Below are 12,509 nucleotides of genomic sequence, written 5' to 3'. Positions count from 1 at the left end.
TTCGCGCTCTCGAGGCGGGTTTTGGCATCGAGAATGCCCTCGCGTAAGCGAATCTAAACCCCGATGCGCTTGACAGGCAAAAGACGGGCCAGTTTCATTCGGCCCGAAATGGCCTGTGGGCGACAGACGCCGCGCGGTCAATGCAGGTTCGGGGTAAGGGGTAGGTAGCGGTCGCCATGGCACTCAGCGCCAAACTGCAGTTGCGTCAGTCGCAGTCGCTGGTGATGACCCCGCAGCTCATGCAGTCGATCAAGCTGCTGCAGCTTACCCATATCGAGCTGGAACGTTTCATCGAGGACGAGATCGAGAAGAATCCGCTGCTGGAACGCACGGAGCAGCGCGACGACGACCCGCGGCGCGACGATGAGCAAGACCGGCGGGCCGAAGGGGCCTCCGACGGCTCCGAGCTCGACCGCATGTTCGATGCTGACGATGCGAACGCCGCCGCGATGTCGGAACGGCTCGACACGTCGATGGAAAACGTCTTTCCAGACGATCCGGGCACTGCCGAGCGGCTATCGCCGGACCTTGCCGCACAGTGGAAGTCGGCGCCGTCCGCGACGGGTGGCGGCGAAGGTTTCGACATCGAGGACATGGCTGCCGCCCGCGTCAGCCTCGCCGATCATGTCGGCGAGCAGATCGCCTTTGCCTTTCGGGCGCCCTCCGACCGCCTGATTGCTCGGGAACTCGCCGATTCCCTCGATGAAGCCGGATATATGCGCGGCGATATGGCGGAGATTGCAGAGCGGCTCGGCACGGACGAAGGCTCCGTGGGGCGCGTCCTGGCCATCTGCCAGACGTTCGACCCTGCAGGCCTTTTTGCACAGGACCTTGCCGAGTGCCTCGCGCTGCAATTGCGCGCAAATGACCGTTTCGACCCGGCCATGCAGGCGCTGGTCGCTCATCTCGACCTGCTCGCGCGACGCGATTTCGCCCAGCTACGCAAGCTTTGCGGGGTCGAGGACGACGATCTGCTCGATATGTTGGCCGAGATTCGCAGCCTCGACCCACGCCCGGGCCTGGCCTTCACACGCGGCACGGCGGACACGATCGTGCCGGATGTGATCGTCAGCGCCGCGCGCGACGGAAGCTGGTCGGTGGAGCTGAATGCCGACACGCTGCCACGCGTCCTCGTCAACCAGGACTATTTCACCAGCGTTTCGAAGCAGGCAGCCAACAACGCCGAAAAGGAGTTCCTGGCCGAGTGCCTGCAGAACGCCAACTGGCTGACGCGCAGCCTCGACCAGCGCGCGCGTACGATCCTCAAGGTTGCAAGCGAGATCGTACGACAACAGGATGCGTTCCTGCTCCACGGCATCCGGCATCTAAGGCCGCTGAACCTGCGCACCGTCGCCGACGCGATCGGCATGCACGAATCAACGGTCAGCCGCGTGACGGCGAACAAATACATGATGACGCCGCGTGGCGTGTTCGAGCTGCGCTATTTCTTCTCGGTGGCGATCGCTTCGTCGGCGGCAGGCGGCGACGCACACTCCTCAGAAGCCGTCCGGGATCGCATCCGCGAGCTCATCGACGCCGAAAAGCCGCTGGATGTGCTTTCCGACGACGCCATTGTGGATATCCTCAAGCGTGGCGGCGTCGACATCGCGCGCCGCACCGTTGCCAAGTACCGGGAAGGAATGAGTATTCCGTCGTCGGTGCAGCGTCGGCGCGAAAAACGGGCCCTTGCCTCGGCGGGCGGCTGACCCAAGTCTTCTCGTTAGGTAACCTTGCCCGGTTTGACATTGCGAGCCGAAGTGACTAGAAGCCCGCCCGCATACGGCGGACCGCTTCGGAGGCGATGCGACAGCACGTCGGGACGGCGTTCCGCGCTTGAAGGAAGAAGTCCTAACCATCCGAAATGCCGCCAAAAACCTTGTGCGCGACGACCACAGGTATAAACTCCAAGCCCTCTAGAACCGGCACAAGAGAAGGTCAGTTTCATATGAGCCTGCGTATCTCTGGTAAGCACATGGAAATCGGCGACGCTTTCCGATCGAAAATCGAGGGACGTGTCGGGGAGGCTGTGGGGAAGTATTTCGACGGCGGATTTGCCGGACACGTCACGGTTGAGAAGTCCGGATCGCGTTTTACCGCCGATTGCATGGTCCATCTCGACACCGGCATGGTGCTGCAGGCGACCGGGCAGGCACAGGACCCGCAGTTTGCGTTCGATGCCGCCGCCGAGCGCATCGAGAAGCGCCTGCGCCGCTACAAGCGCCGTCTCAAGTCGCACCAGTCTGGCGTGGTCGCTGACGGCATCGATATCGACTACCGTGTGATGGCGCCCGTTGCCGAAGACGACGAAGAAGTGCCGGAAGACTACGCGCCGGCGATCGTCGCGGAGTCCACGGTCGCACTGCGTATCATGTCGGTCGCATCCGCCGTCATCGAACTCGACACCAAGGACAGTCCCGTTTTCGTATTCCGCAACGCCGGGAACGAGCACGTCAATGTCGTCTATCGCCGCCCCGACGGGAACATTGGCTGGATAGACACCTCGTCAGCCGTGGTCGCAAGGGCCTAGCCGCCAACAACTCAGCCGGACCGCAGGCGGGGGCTTGCGTCGCGGTTAAAAGGCAGAGCAAAAGGATAATCGGAAATGGATCTCAGCGATCTGATCGAGGTTTCGGCAGTAATGCCGGCCTTGAAGGCCAATTCCAAGAAGCAGCTTCTGCAATTGCTGGCCGAAAAGGCCGCATCCGTCACCGGCCTGCCTGAGCGCGAAGTGTTCGACACGATCCTGCAGCGCGAACGGCTCGGCTCCACCGGCGTCGGCAACGGCATTGCCATTCCCCACGGCAAGCTGCCCGGCATCTCGCGCATCACCGGCATTTTCGCGCGGCTGGAAAATCCGGTCGATTTCGAGGCGCTCGACGACCAGCCGGTCGATCTCGTCTTCCTGCTGCTGGCGCCCGAAGGGGCCGGTGCGGACCATCTCAAGGCCCTGTCGCGGATTGCGCGCGTTCTGCGCGACAGCGACATTGTCGGCAAGATTCGCGGCACCAAGGATGCCGCCGCGATTCACACTTTCCTGTCGCAGACGCCGGCGTCTCACGCCGCCTGACGGCTCCCGCGATCAAATTTCCGTCGAAGGCGGCCCCAGGCGGCCGCCTTTTTCCGTTTCGGGATTTGCCCGCGTCAGTGGATGCTGACGGGGGTCAGGTCGTTCTGGATCGCCCCGGCGAGCGCGGAAGCGCGCGCGTCGGTCAAGAGAATCGGCTGGCCGTTGGCGGCGAACACCGCCCACAGCTTGGTTCCCGGCGCGATTTCGGGCATGCCCGGAAACTTGCCGCGCAGCTCGTCGCTGTCGATTTCCTTGAGATAGGCCACCGTGCCTTCGCCCAGATGCGCCAGTTCGGCCTGGGTCAGCACGGTCTTTTCTTCTTCATTCACAGTCATGTCAGCCTCCTACGGTTCAGCGGGGCGTCTCCTTGACCAACCCGCAGCAGAGCCATTGGGTTCCGGTGCGGCCGGAACTCAGTCTTTCACAGAAATGTTTATTTTCCGTACCAGTCGTTCCGGTTCGGGCCTGTCGAGGTCGATTGCCAGCAGTCCGTTCTTCAATTCGGCGCCGGCAACCTTCATTCCGTCGGCCAGCACGAACACGCGCTGGAACTGCCTTGCGGCGATGCCGCGGTGAAGGAATTCGCGTTCCGCATCGTCGGCCTGGCGGCCGCGTACGGTCAGTTCGTTGTCTTCGACCACCACTTCCAGGTCGGCTTCGCAGAAGCCCGCGACCGCGAGCGTGATCCGCAACCGATCACCGGTGTCACCGCGCAGGCGCTCGATATTGTAGGGTGGGTAGCCGTCGCCGTTCTTGGCAACTCGTTCGAGGGTCTTCTCGATCGTATCGAACCCCAGCAGCAGCGGGCTCGAAAAGGGCGTCATGCGCGTCATCAATCATGTCCTCAAAGAGCGACGTGGAAAGGCGGAAACCCGGATGGCATTTTCGCCCGTGCCACTGATATGGTTCGCGCGCTTTTCCAGTTCAAGAACAAAGACCGAAGGGACTGTCAGTGGCGGAAGCGCGTAAAATCATCATCGATACCGATCCCGGCCAGGACGATGCCGTGGCCATCCTGCTGGCGCTGGCCAGTCCCGAACTGGACGTGCTCGGCCTCACAGCCGTGGCAGGCAACGTTCCACTGGCGCTGACCGAGAAGAACGCCCGCAAGATCTGCGAACTGGCGGGACGGCCCGAAACCCGTGTCTTCGCCGGCGCGGTGCGACCGTTGACGCGCCCACTCGTCACCGCCGAGCATGTGCATGGCCGCACGGGTCTTGACGGGCCAGAGTTGCCCGAGCCCACGATGAAGCTGGAAACGCAGCATGCGGTCGACTTCATCGTCGAGACGCTGATGGCCGAGCCCGAGGGCACGGTCACGCTATGCCCGCTTGGCCCGCTGACCAACATCGCCCTGGCGATGATCCGCGAGCCTGCGATCGTGCCGCGCATTCGCGAAATCGTACTGATGGGCGGCGGCTATTTCGAGCAGGGCAACGTCACACCGTCGGCGGAATTCAATATCTATGTCGATCCGCAGGCGGCCGATGTCGTCTACCGCTCCGGCGCGCCCATAGTGATGATGCCGCTCGACGTGACCCACAAGGCGCTGACCACCAAGGCCCGTGTCGACCGCTTCCGCGCGATGGGCACGCGCGTCGGCACAGCCACCGCGCAGCTTCTCGATTTCTTCGAACGTTTCGACGAGGAGAAATACGGCACCGACGGCGGCCCGCTGCACGACCCCTGCGTCATCGCCTACCTGCTGAAGCCGGAGCTCTTCTCAGGCCGGCAGTGCAACGTGCAGATCGAAACCGTTTCGGAACTGACGATGGGCGCCACGGTGGTCGACTGGTGGAACATCACCGACGGCCCGCGCAACGCGCTCGTCATGCGCGACATCGACGCCGACGGCTTCTTCGCTCTGCTGACGGAAAGGATCGCGCGGCTGTAGTGGGCGTTGGCCTTAGCTTCTCCACCGTCATCCCGGCCAAGGGAGCAAAGCGACCCCAGAGCCGGGGCCCATTGGTCCGAACATCTTGAAGCGCGGCCCGGTTCAAGTGATAGCGCATGTTGGCGCTGCCGAGCGAGCCCGCCACCCGGCCGCGCTGCTCAATAGGTCCCGGGTCTGTCCTCGCTACGCTCGGTTGCCCGGGATGACGGCGGTGCTGCGGCCAATTGGCCGATCAACCCTCGCTGCCGCCAATATGAAGCCGTTGCAGCGCCCTACCTGGGCGCGCGCTTGGCCAGGATGCGCTGGAGCGTGCGGCGGTGCATGTTGAGCCGCCGCGCGGTTTCCGACACGTTGCGGTCGCACATCTCGTAGACGCGCTGGATATGCTCCCAGCGCACGCGGTCGGCCGACATCGGGTTTTCCGGCGGCGCGGCCTTCTCGCCCGCCGTGCGCGTCAGCGCGGCAAACACGTCGTCCGCGTCGGCGGGCTTGGAGAGGTAATCGATCGCGCCAAGCTTCACGGCCGTCACGGCGGTAGCGATGTTGCCGTAGCCGGTGAGGATGATGGTGCGCGCATCGTCGCGCTTCTCGCGGATCGCGACGACCACGTCGAGGCCGTTGCCATCGCCCAGCCGCATGTCCACCACAGCATAGGCCGGCGCGGACGCCTTGACCTTGCCGACTGCCTCCTCGACGCTTTCGGCCGTATCGACGACGAAGCCGCGCCCTTCCATGGCGCGCGCGAGGCGGGTCAGGAACGGCTTGTCGTCCTCGACGATCAGCAGCGAGCGGTCCGCACCGAGGATTTCGGCTGCATCGATTGCTGTTTCGTCGTTCATTGGGCGTTTTCCTGCTGTTTCATTCTCTTAATAGGCAATATCGCCCGGTTTTCAAACTTCCGAAGCGTCAATAAGCGAGTTCCGCTCTACCCGCGGTCGACAGGAAGGCCTGTCGCGGCCACGAGACCCGCACGATCGCGCCCTTGCCGGGCTGAGCCGCGTTGCCGAAAGTCACCGACGCGCCGGAGCGCTCGAGCAGGGTCTTGGCGATGAACAGGCCGAGGCCCAGCCCGCGCCCGCCATCAACCGGAGAGCGCTTGGACATATAGGGCTCGCCGATGCGGTCGATGATTTCCGGCGGAAAGCCCGGCCCATCATCCACCAGAGTCAGCTCCACGCGCGCGTCGTCCCATTTCCAACGCAGAACTACGCTTTCGCGGGCGAAATCGACGGCGTTCTCGACGAGGTTTCCGAGACCGTAGATCACGCCGGGATTGCGGCGGCCGACAGGCTCTGGCCCTTGCCGCTCGCCCGGCTCCAGGGTGATCGCGATGCCGAAATCGCGATGTGGCGCAATCACCTCCTCGATCAGCGAGGTGAAGGGCAGCCGTGCCATATGCGCCTCGTCCTCAGACGAAAGGCTGGTCAGGCGCTTGAGGATTTCGCGGCAGCGTTCCGACTGGGAGCGCAGCAGCACGACATCTTCCTTGAAGCGCGAATCCGAACCCAGCGCGCGTTCCATTTCCTTGGCGACGAGCGCGATCGTGGCCAGCGGCGTGCCAAGCTCGTGCGCGGCTGCGGCCGCCAGGCCGTCCAGAGCAGACAGATGCTGCTCGCGCTGCAGGATCAGTTCGGTCGCGGAAAGCGCGTTGGCCAGAAGCCGCGCCTCTTCGGCGACGCGATAGGCATAGATGGCCGTGAACGCGATCGACGACACCACCGCCATCCACATGCCGGCCACGTAGATGAACGGCATCGTCAGCGTCATACCGGGAAACCACGGCAACGGCAGATGGAAGAAGGCGAGCAGCGTCGCCATCGCCACCACGGCAAGGCCCAGCAGCATCGTCCAGCGCGCGGGCAGCGACGTCGCCGAGATTACCACCGGCACCGTCATCAGCAGAGAGAAGGGATTGGTCAGCCCCCCGGTCATGTAGAGGAGGCCTGCAAGCTGCAGCGCGTCGAACAACAGGATGCCGAGCGCGAAGCGCGGCGGCAGGCGGTGCGTCGCCGGATAGCGGAATGCGAGGAACAGATTGAGCCACGCCGACAGCGCAATCAGCGCGAAGCAGAGGCTCACCGGCAGCGGAAATTCCAGCCAGTAGGCGACGATCAGCACCGCCGCGCTCTGGCCGATGATCGCCAGCCAACGCAGGCGGATCAGCGTGTTGAGCCGCAGGTGGTGGATTTCGAGCGGGTCGGGTCTGCCCAGTTTCGCAAGCATGGTGGCTCCTTATGCGCTGCCTCGCAGTCCGCGCCAAGCCCTATCTGGCGCGCGGCTTCGCCCGGTTTGTCGCAGCCGCCTGCAAAGGGTCTTCAGGCCAGACGTGCTTTGGGTAGCGACCGCGCATATCGGCGCGCACGTCGGCCCAGGAACCGCGCCAGAAGCCCGGCAGGTCGCGCGTCGTCTGGATCGGCCGGTGTGCCGGCGAGAGCAGTTCGAGCGTCAGCGGTATACTGCCACCGGCAATCGACGGATGCCGGTCGAGCCCGAACAGTTCCTGCACCCGGATCGCGAGAACCGGCTGGTCTTCGTCGTAGCGGATCGGTACCGAGCTGCCGGAGGGTGCCGAGAAATGCGTCGGCGCGAGGTCGTTGATCCTGCGCTGCAGCTCGTGCGGCACGAGCGACATCAATCCGTTGGAAACCACCTGGGGATCGATGCGCGCCAGCGAGGCTTCGCCGGGGAGGAACGGCAAAAGCCAGTCGTCCAGCGCCTGCGTCAGCGCCTCGTCGGACATGTCGGGCCAGGGCGCGCCAAGACCGCTGTGTAGCCACGCCAGGCGACGACGCAGCGTTGCGGCCCCCTTGCTCCAGTCGAGCAAGGCAAGGCCGTGCTCGCGCAGGGCCGCTATCAGCCCGCGATCCGCCTCCGCGCCTGCGGGTGCCGGCAATTGGCGTTCGGCGAGCCTGATGGCGCCGAGCCGCAGCGTCTCACGCGCCCGCAGGGCGCGGCGCTCGGCATCGAAACTCGTCTCGGTCGCGGTCTCCAGCCGCCCCGAAAGATGCTGGCGGACCTCTTCCTCGGTGATCGCTGCCGCGGACGCGATCCGCGCATTCTGGGCCCTGCCCTGGAGGTCGGCGACGACCAGAAAACCCTCCCTTGCCAGCGGCTCGGCCGGATCGAGTATAGCCCCCCTGCCATTGGCGAGCACGAAACGACCGTACTCGCCCCGCGCTTTCGCTACCCTGTCGGGATAGGCAAGGAGCAAAAGCGCGCCGGCGGAGGTCATGGCTGATGACGCCCCGGCCGGCCGTCCCTGAGCGGCTGTGCGGCTGAGCCTCTCCGCCATTTTCCTCCCCGCCTGCGCGCGCGGGCCCTTGTCACGGCGAAAGCCGGCCAGCCGCCGGTCCAGATCGACCGCGGTGCCGCCCAGTCCGCGTTCCGTGAGCAGCACCGCCAGCTCGCTTGCGGCCCGGCGGTCGCCGGCTTCCGCAACCATGTGGGCAAGGCGTACCGGCAGGGCCAGCCGCCGCATGGCTTCGCCCGCATCGGTAAGCCGGCCGTCGCCGTCAAGCGCGCCGAGTTCGACCAGCAGCGCGCGCGCCTCGGCCAGTGCGGGATCCGGCGGCTTGTCGAGGAAGGACAGCGTCGTCGGGTCGGTCACGCCGAAGGCGGCACAATCGAGGAGCAGGCCGGAGAGGTCCGCTTCGAGAATTTCAGGCGGCGTGAAGGCCGGCAGCGCCGCCGTCTGCTCGGCGCGCCACAGCCGCAAGGCGACGCCGGGCTGCGTACGCCCGGCCCGGCCGGCACGCTGGTCTGCCGAGGCGCGGCTGGCACGCACCGTTTCCAGCCGGGTCAGGCCCGTGGCCGGTTCGTATTTCGGCACACGCGAGAGGCCGGAATCGATCACGACGCGTACGCCGTCGATGGTGATGGAGGTCTCGGCGATCGAAGTGGCGAGCACGAGCTTGCGCCGTCCCTGCGGCGCGGGCCGGATCGCGGCGTCCTGCGCCCTGCCGTCCAGCCCGCCATAGAGCGGCGCGAGGTCGACGTCGGCCGGCAATCGGCCTGCGACGCGCTCCGCGGTCCGCTCGATTTCCCCCTGCCCCGGCAGGAAGGCGAGCATACTGCCTGTCTCTTCCGCCAGCATGTCGCGGCAGGCCGAGGCCATCGCATCCTCGATGCGCATGTCGGCCGATCGGTCGCGGTAGCGTATGTCGACCGGGTAGGACCGCCCTTCGCTGGTCACCACAGGCGCGTCGCCCAGCAGCGTGCCGACGCGGGCGCCGTCGATGGTGGCGGACATCACAAGCAGGCGCAGATCGGGCCGCAGCGCTGCCTGCACGTCCAATGCCAGCGCCAGACCGAAATCGCCGTCCAGTGAACGTTCGTGGAACTCGTCGAAGATGACGGCGGCGATGCCGTCCATTCCGGGATCGTCGAGGATCATCCGAGCCAGCACGCCCTCGGTCACGACGAGGATACAGGTACGCGCCGAAACGCGGCTTTCCATGCGCATGGCATAGCCGACCGTTTCACCCGGCTCCTCGCCGAGCAGGGCCGCCATGCGGCGCGCAGCGGCCCGTGCCGCAAGCCGGCGCGGCTCCAGCAGCAGGATGAGCCCGTCACCCCGCCATCTGGCGTCCAGCATGGCCAGCGGCGCGAGCGTGGTCTTGCCGGCGCCCGGCGGCGCGACGAGAACAGCGCTGCTGCCCCTGTCCAGCGCCTCCAGCAGGCGCGGCAGAGCGGCTGTTACGGGAAGATCGGGAAGCTGGCGCGTCATCCCCGCGATATGCACGATCGCGGGCGCGACGGCCAGCCTTCCGGTCAGGCCATTTCAGGCTTCGCCCGATGCGGCAGCGAATGGTGGGCAGGCCCCAGCGGCGGGCCCACGAAGACCTCGGGGCCAGCCGGCACGGACTTGCTGCCGCGCACCAGCCCCCGATACCATTCGATGTAGTAGGCAAGGGCGAAATGCGCCCCGATGCCTGCGGCCACGATCGCGATGTCGGTCGCAATCGACGGCTCGTGTACCAGACGCCAGGCCTGCGCCACCATCGACAGGATCGTACCGGTAACGAACACAGGCAGGGCGTGGCGCCCCATCACGGCGAGCGGGTTGTCGGCCGCCCGGCGCGCAAGACCCGAAATCTGCGGCAGGACCGCGATCAGGTAGGCGGCCGCCAGCACGTGCAGCAGGCGGGGCGCCGAAAGGTAGGTCTTGTCGAAGCCGGTCAGCACCGACGGCAGCCCCATCGACGTGTCGATGCCCCATAGCGGCACCTGAACCCAGGCGAGCGACAGCACGAGATAGGCGGCCGCAGTACCGATCATCCAAGGATGCACCGGCAGCTTGCCGCCGCGCTTCACATGCATGGTTGCAGCGAGGCCGATGACGAACAGGAACTGCCACGAAAGCGGATTGAGGAACCAGACGCCTTCGTTGGGAAAGTTCGGAGGGCCGAGACGGAAGAGGCCGGCTGCAAGCCATAACGCGCCCGATGCTGCAACCATGTGCAGCAGGCCCGCCCGGCTGCCGATCAGCAGAAGCGCCGGCAGCAACAGAAGCACGCCCGCATACATCGACAGAATGTTGTTGTAGCCGAGTTGGTGCCCGAAGGTGACGATGCCGACCAAAGCCGCGGCGGTGTCTTCCATCACCGGGCCGATATTGATCTTCTCCAGCAGTTCGGGCGCGCCGTAATGCAGCGCGCAGAACGAGAATATGCCCAGCGTGGCCATCGTGGTGCCAAGCTGCGCCAGATAAAGGACGCCAACGCGCCGCCACATCTTCAGCGCGGTTGCTAGCCGCGCGCCAGGGCGGAATTTCAGACCGTAGGCCAGCCCGGCCGACACACCGGAAATCAGCACGAATGCCTCTGCGGCATCGGAGAACCCGAAATTCTTCGATGTCAGCACTTCGAACGGGTTTCCGGGAACGTGATTGACGAAGATTGTGATCAGGGCAGTCGCCCGGATCACGTCGATCCTGGTGTCCCTGCTACTGCGTACCTGTGAAAAAGGAATAGTCATACGTCCATGCCGCGAGATGTGAACCGGGTCCCGACCGATCACATGAGCCCTTCAACGAACGCTGAAAGACGCACAACCGGGCGAAGCTGTGGCCATAACGCAGTAGCGGCGCAATGGTGGCACCTTCTCCCATCACATTCGGTGGCAGCCTGTTACGCGGGGCGGCAGGCGGCCTCAGCCCTTACCTTAGAATTCTTCTAACCTATTGATCTATGAGTGCTTTTGTCATGTTTGAATTGACAAGCCGGCCACCATAGGTGTTTAAGGGGGCGTGCCTGAAGGCACACCCTTTGATGTCTGGGCCTTGAACCCTTTCGATTGGAGGCAAGGATGGTTTTTCTGCCGATACGGCGCGAGGGCGCCGCGAGCCTGCGGGTGCGGGCACGCAACAACTCCTATGGCTGGCGCGGCGGCTTCCCCGCGACCGACGCGAAACGGCGTCTTGCATCGATATCGCCATTGTTTGCCACGGCGCTGCTCACGGCTGCGATCTTCCTGCTGCCGGCAACGGGCGACAGGCGGCAGGCGCGCGCATCCGTCGATGACATCAACGCATATGCAACCCATATCCAGTACGATTCAGCCGCGGTTGTACCGACGGTGAAGAAGTAGTGCATCTAGCCCGACCGCCCTCGTCGGCGGTCAAGCCATGAGTAGGTAAATGCTGGTCTGCCATTGCAACCTGATTACCCAGAAGGAAATCGAGCAGGTCATCGTCGGGCTTCTCGATGCCGACCCCTGGCAGCTCATCGTGCCTGCGAAGGTCTATCATACGCTCAAGAAGCGCGGTCGCTGTTGCGGCTGCTTCCCAAATGTGGTGGAAACGATCATTCGGGTAACCGAAGAGTACCATCGCCGCCTCGGCGCCGGTGAAACAGAGATCGTACCATTCCTGGACCGCGTGCGTGGATTGCGCGGCCAGTACGGGAGCAGCAGCCATGAAGGGCGAAAAACGGATCATCGAGCGGCTTAACGAAGCCTTGTTCCTGGAGCTTGGAGCAGTCAACCAGTACTGGCTGCACTACCGTCTTCTCGAGGACTGGGGATACGCGAAGCTCGCCAAGAAGGAGCGTGAAGAATCCATCGAGGAGATGCATCACGCCGACAAGATCATCGAGCGCATCATCTTTCTCGAGGGACATCCGAACCTGCAGAAAGTCGGCGCGCTCAGGATCGGCCAGAACGTCAAGGAAGTGCTGGAAGCCGACCTTGCCGGCGAATACGACGCCCGCACCTCCTACAAGAAGTCGCGTGAGATCTGTCAGGAACTCGGCGACTACGTCACCATGAAGCTGTTCGAGGAACTGCTTCAGGACGAGGAAGGCCACATCGACTTCCTCGAAACCCAGCTCGAACTCTACGAACAGATCGGCGAGCAGAAATACGGCCAGCTCAACGCGGCCTCCGCCGACGAAGCGGAATAACATCTTCGACAGACAAAAAAGGGCTTCCGGCGCGGCCGGAAGCCCTTTTTCATGTGAATAGCCCCGAGTTTCGTGGACACCCTCGGGTTACATTTCCTGCTGCCGTTCGAACTCAACGGGTGACAGCATCCCGTTCCTGACGTGCTTG

13 protein-coding genes are annotated in these 12,509 nt (G+C 64.5%); 7 read left to right on the top strand and 6 right to left on the bottom strand.

Annotated features, from left to right (window positions below; translation table 11 throughout):
* Positions 1-176: 176 nt before the first annotated feature.
* The 3 genes from rpoN to ptsN all read left to right on the top strand — a co-directional run bounded on the left by rpoN (position 177) and on the right by ptsN (position 3,067).
* Positions 177-1,706, top strand: coding sequence for an RNA polymerase factor sigma-54 (rpoN, locus tag ACVJNE_RS16940; RefSeq protein WP_499567435.1), 1,530 nt, complete (start codon positions 177-179; stop codon positions 1,704-1,706).
* A 239-nt stretch (positions 1,707-1,945) separates the two neighbouring features.
* The gene (gene hpf, locus ACVJNE_RS16935) at positions 1,946-2,527 is read left to right on the top strand and encodes a ribosome hibernation-promoting factor, HPF/YfiA family (RefSeq protein ID WP_444728205.1); all 582 of its coding nucleotides are present in this window, start codon (positions 1,946-1,948) and stop codon (positions 2,525-2,527) included.
* Positions 2,528-2,602: 75 nt separating this feature from the next.
* On the top strand, positions 2,603-3,067 hold the full coding sequence (gene ptsN, locus ACVJNE_RS16930; protein WP_173187750.1) for a PTS IIA-like nitrogen regulatory protein PtsN: 465 nt from the start codon (positions 2,603-2,605) through the stop codon (positions 3,065-3,067).
* A gap of 74 nt (positions 3,068-3,141) precedes the next feature.
* On the opposite strand, the gene ACVJNE_RS16925 is transcribed toward ptsN, so the two are convergent.
* The gene (locus ACVJNE_RS16925) at positions 3,142-3,402 is read right to left on the bottom strand and encodes a BQ00720 family protein (protein ID WP_173187752.1); all 261 of its coding nucleotides are present in this window, start codon (positions 3,400-3,402) and stop codon (positions 3,142-3,144) included.
* Positions 3,403-3,480: 78 nt separating this feature from the next.
* A complete protein-coding gene (locus ACVJNE_RS16920; protein WP_499567434.1) occupies positions 3,481-3,900 on the bottom strand; it encodes an Hsp20 family protein in 420 nt (139 codons plus the stop codon).
* Between the two features lie 119 nt (positions 3,901-4,019).
* On the opposite strand from ACVJNE_RS16920, the gene ACVJNE_RS16915 reads away from it, so the two are divergent.
* On the top strand, positions 4,020-4,961 hold the full coding sequence (locus ACVJNE_RS16915; RefSeq protein ID WP_499567432.1) for a nucleoside hydrolase: 942 nt from the start codon (positions 4,020-4,022) through the stop codon (positions 4,959-4,961).
* Between the two features lie 272 nt (positions 4,962-5,233).
* Here ACVJNE_RS16915 and ACVJNE_RS16910 read toward each other — a convergent pair whose 3' ends face one another.
* The 4 genes from ACVJNE_RS16910 to ACVJNE_RS16895 all read right to left on the bottom strand — a co-directional run bounded on the left by ACVJNE_RS16910 (position 5,234) and on the right by ACVJNE_RS16895 (position 10,937).
* Positions 5,234-5,800: an ActR/PrrA/RegA family redox response regulator transcription factor gene (locus tag ACVJNE_RS16910; RefSeq protein ID WP_368801876.1), complete on the bottom strand. Its 567-nt coding sequence runs from the start codon at positions 5,798-5,800 to the stop codon at positions 5,234-5,236.
* Between the two features lie 67 nt (positions 5,801-5,867).
* Entirely contained in the window at positions 5,868-7,184 is a 1,317-nt protein-coding gene (locus ACVJNE_RS16905; protein ID WP_499567430.1) for an ActS/PrrB/RegB family redox-sensitive histidine kinase, read from the bottom strand.
* 40 nt (positions 7,185-7,224) lie between these two features.
* A complete protein-coding gene (gene hrpB, locus ACVJNE_RS16900) occupies positions 7,225-9,687 on the bottom strand; it encodes an ATP-dependent helicase HrpB (protein WP_499567428.1) in 2,463 nt (820 codons plus the stop codon).
* Between the two features lie 44 nt (positions 9,688-9,731).
* Entirely contained in the window at positions 9,732-10,937 is a 1,206-nt protein-coding gene (locus ACVJNE_RS16895; protein ID WP_499567426.1) for an OpgC family protein, read from the bottom strand.
* A gap of 330 nt (positions 10,938-11,267) precedes the next feature.
* On the opposite strand from ACVJNE_RS16895, the gene ACVJNE_RS16890 reads away from it, so the two are divergent.
* From ACVJNE_RS16890 to bfr, 3 genes are read left to right on the top strand one after another with little or no spacing between them, the layout of a single operon-like run.
* Positions 11,268-11,549, top strand: a complete 282-nt coding sequence (locus ACVJNE_RS16890) for a hypothetical protein (RefSeq protein WP_499567424.1) — start codon at positions 11,268-11,270, stop codon at positions 11,547-11,549.
* A 49-nt stretch (positions 11,550-11,598) separates the two neighbouring features.
* Positions 11,599-11,910 (top strand): (2Fe-2S)-binding protein, encoded by a 312-nt coding sequence (locus tag ACVJNE_RS16885; protein ID WP_173187762.1) that lies wholly within the window; start codon positions 11,599-11,601, stop codon positions 11,908-11,910.
* Positions 11,876-12,361, top strand: a complete 486-nt coding sequence (bfr, locus tag ACVJNE_RS16880; RefSeq protein WP_173187764.1) for a bacterioferritin — start codon at positions 11,876-11,878, stop codon at positions 12,359-12,361. The genes ACVJNE_RS16885 and bfr overlap by 35 nt, the downstream gene beginning before the upstream one ends.
* The last annotated feature ends 148 nt before the right edge of the window (positions 12,362-12,509 follow it).

The sequence above is a fragment of the Mesorhizobium sp. DxT genome, assembly GCF_058448885.1.
The sequence above is the reverse complement of the archived record's forward strand: the minus strand, read 5'-3'. Positions and strand labels throughout refer to the sequence as shown.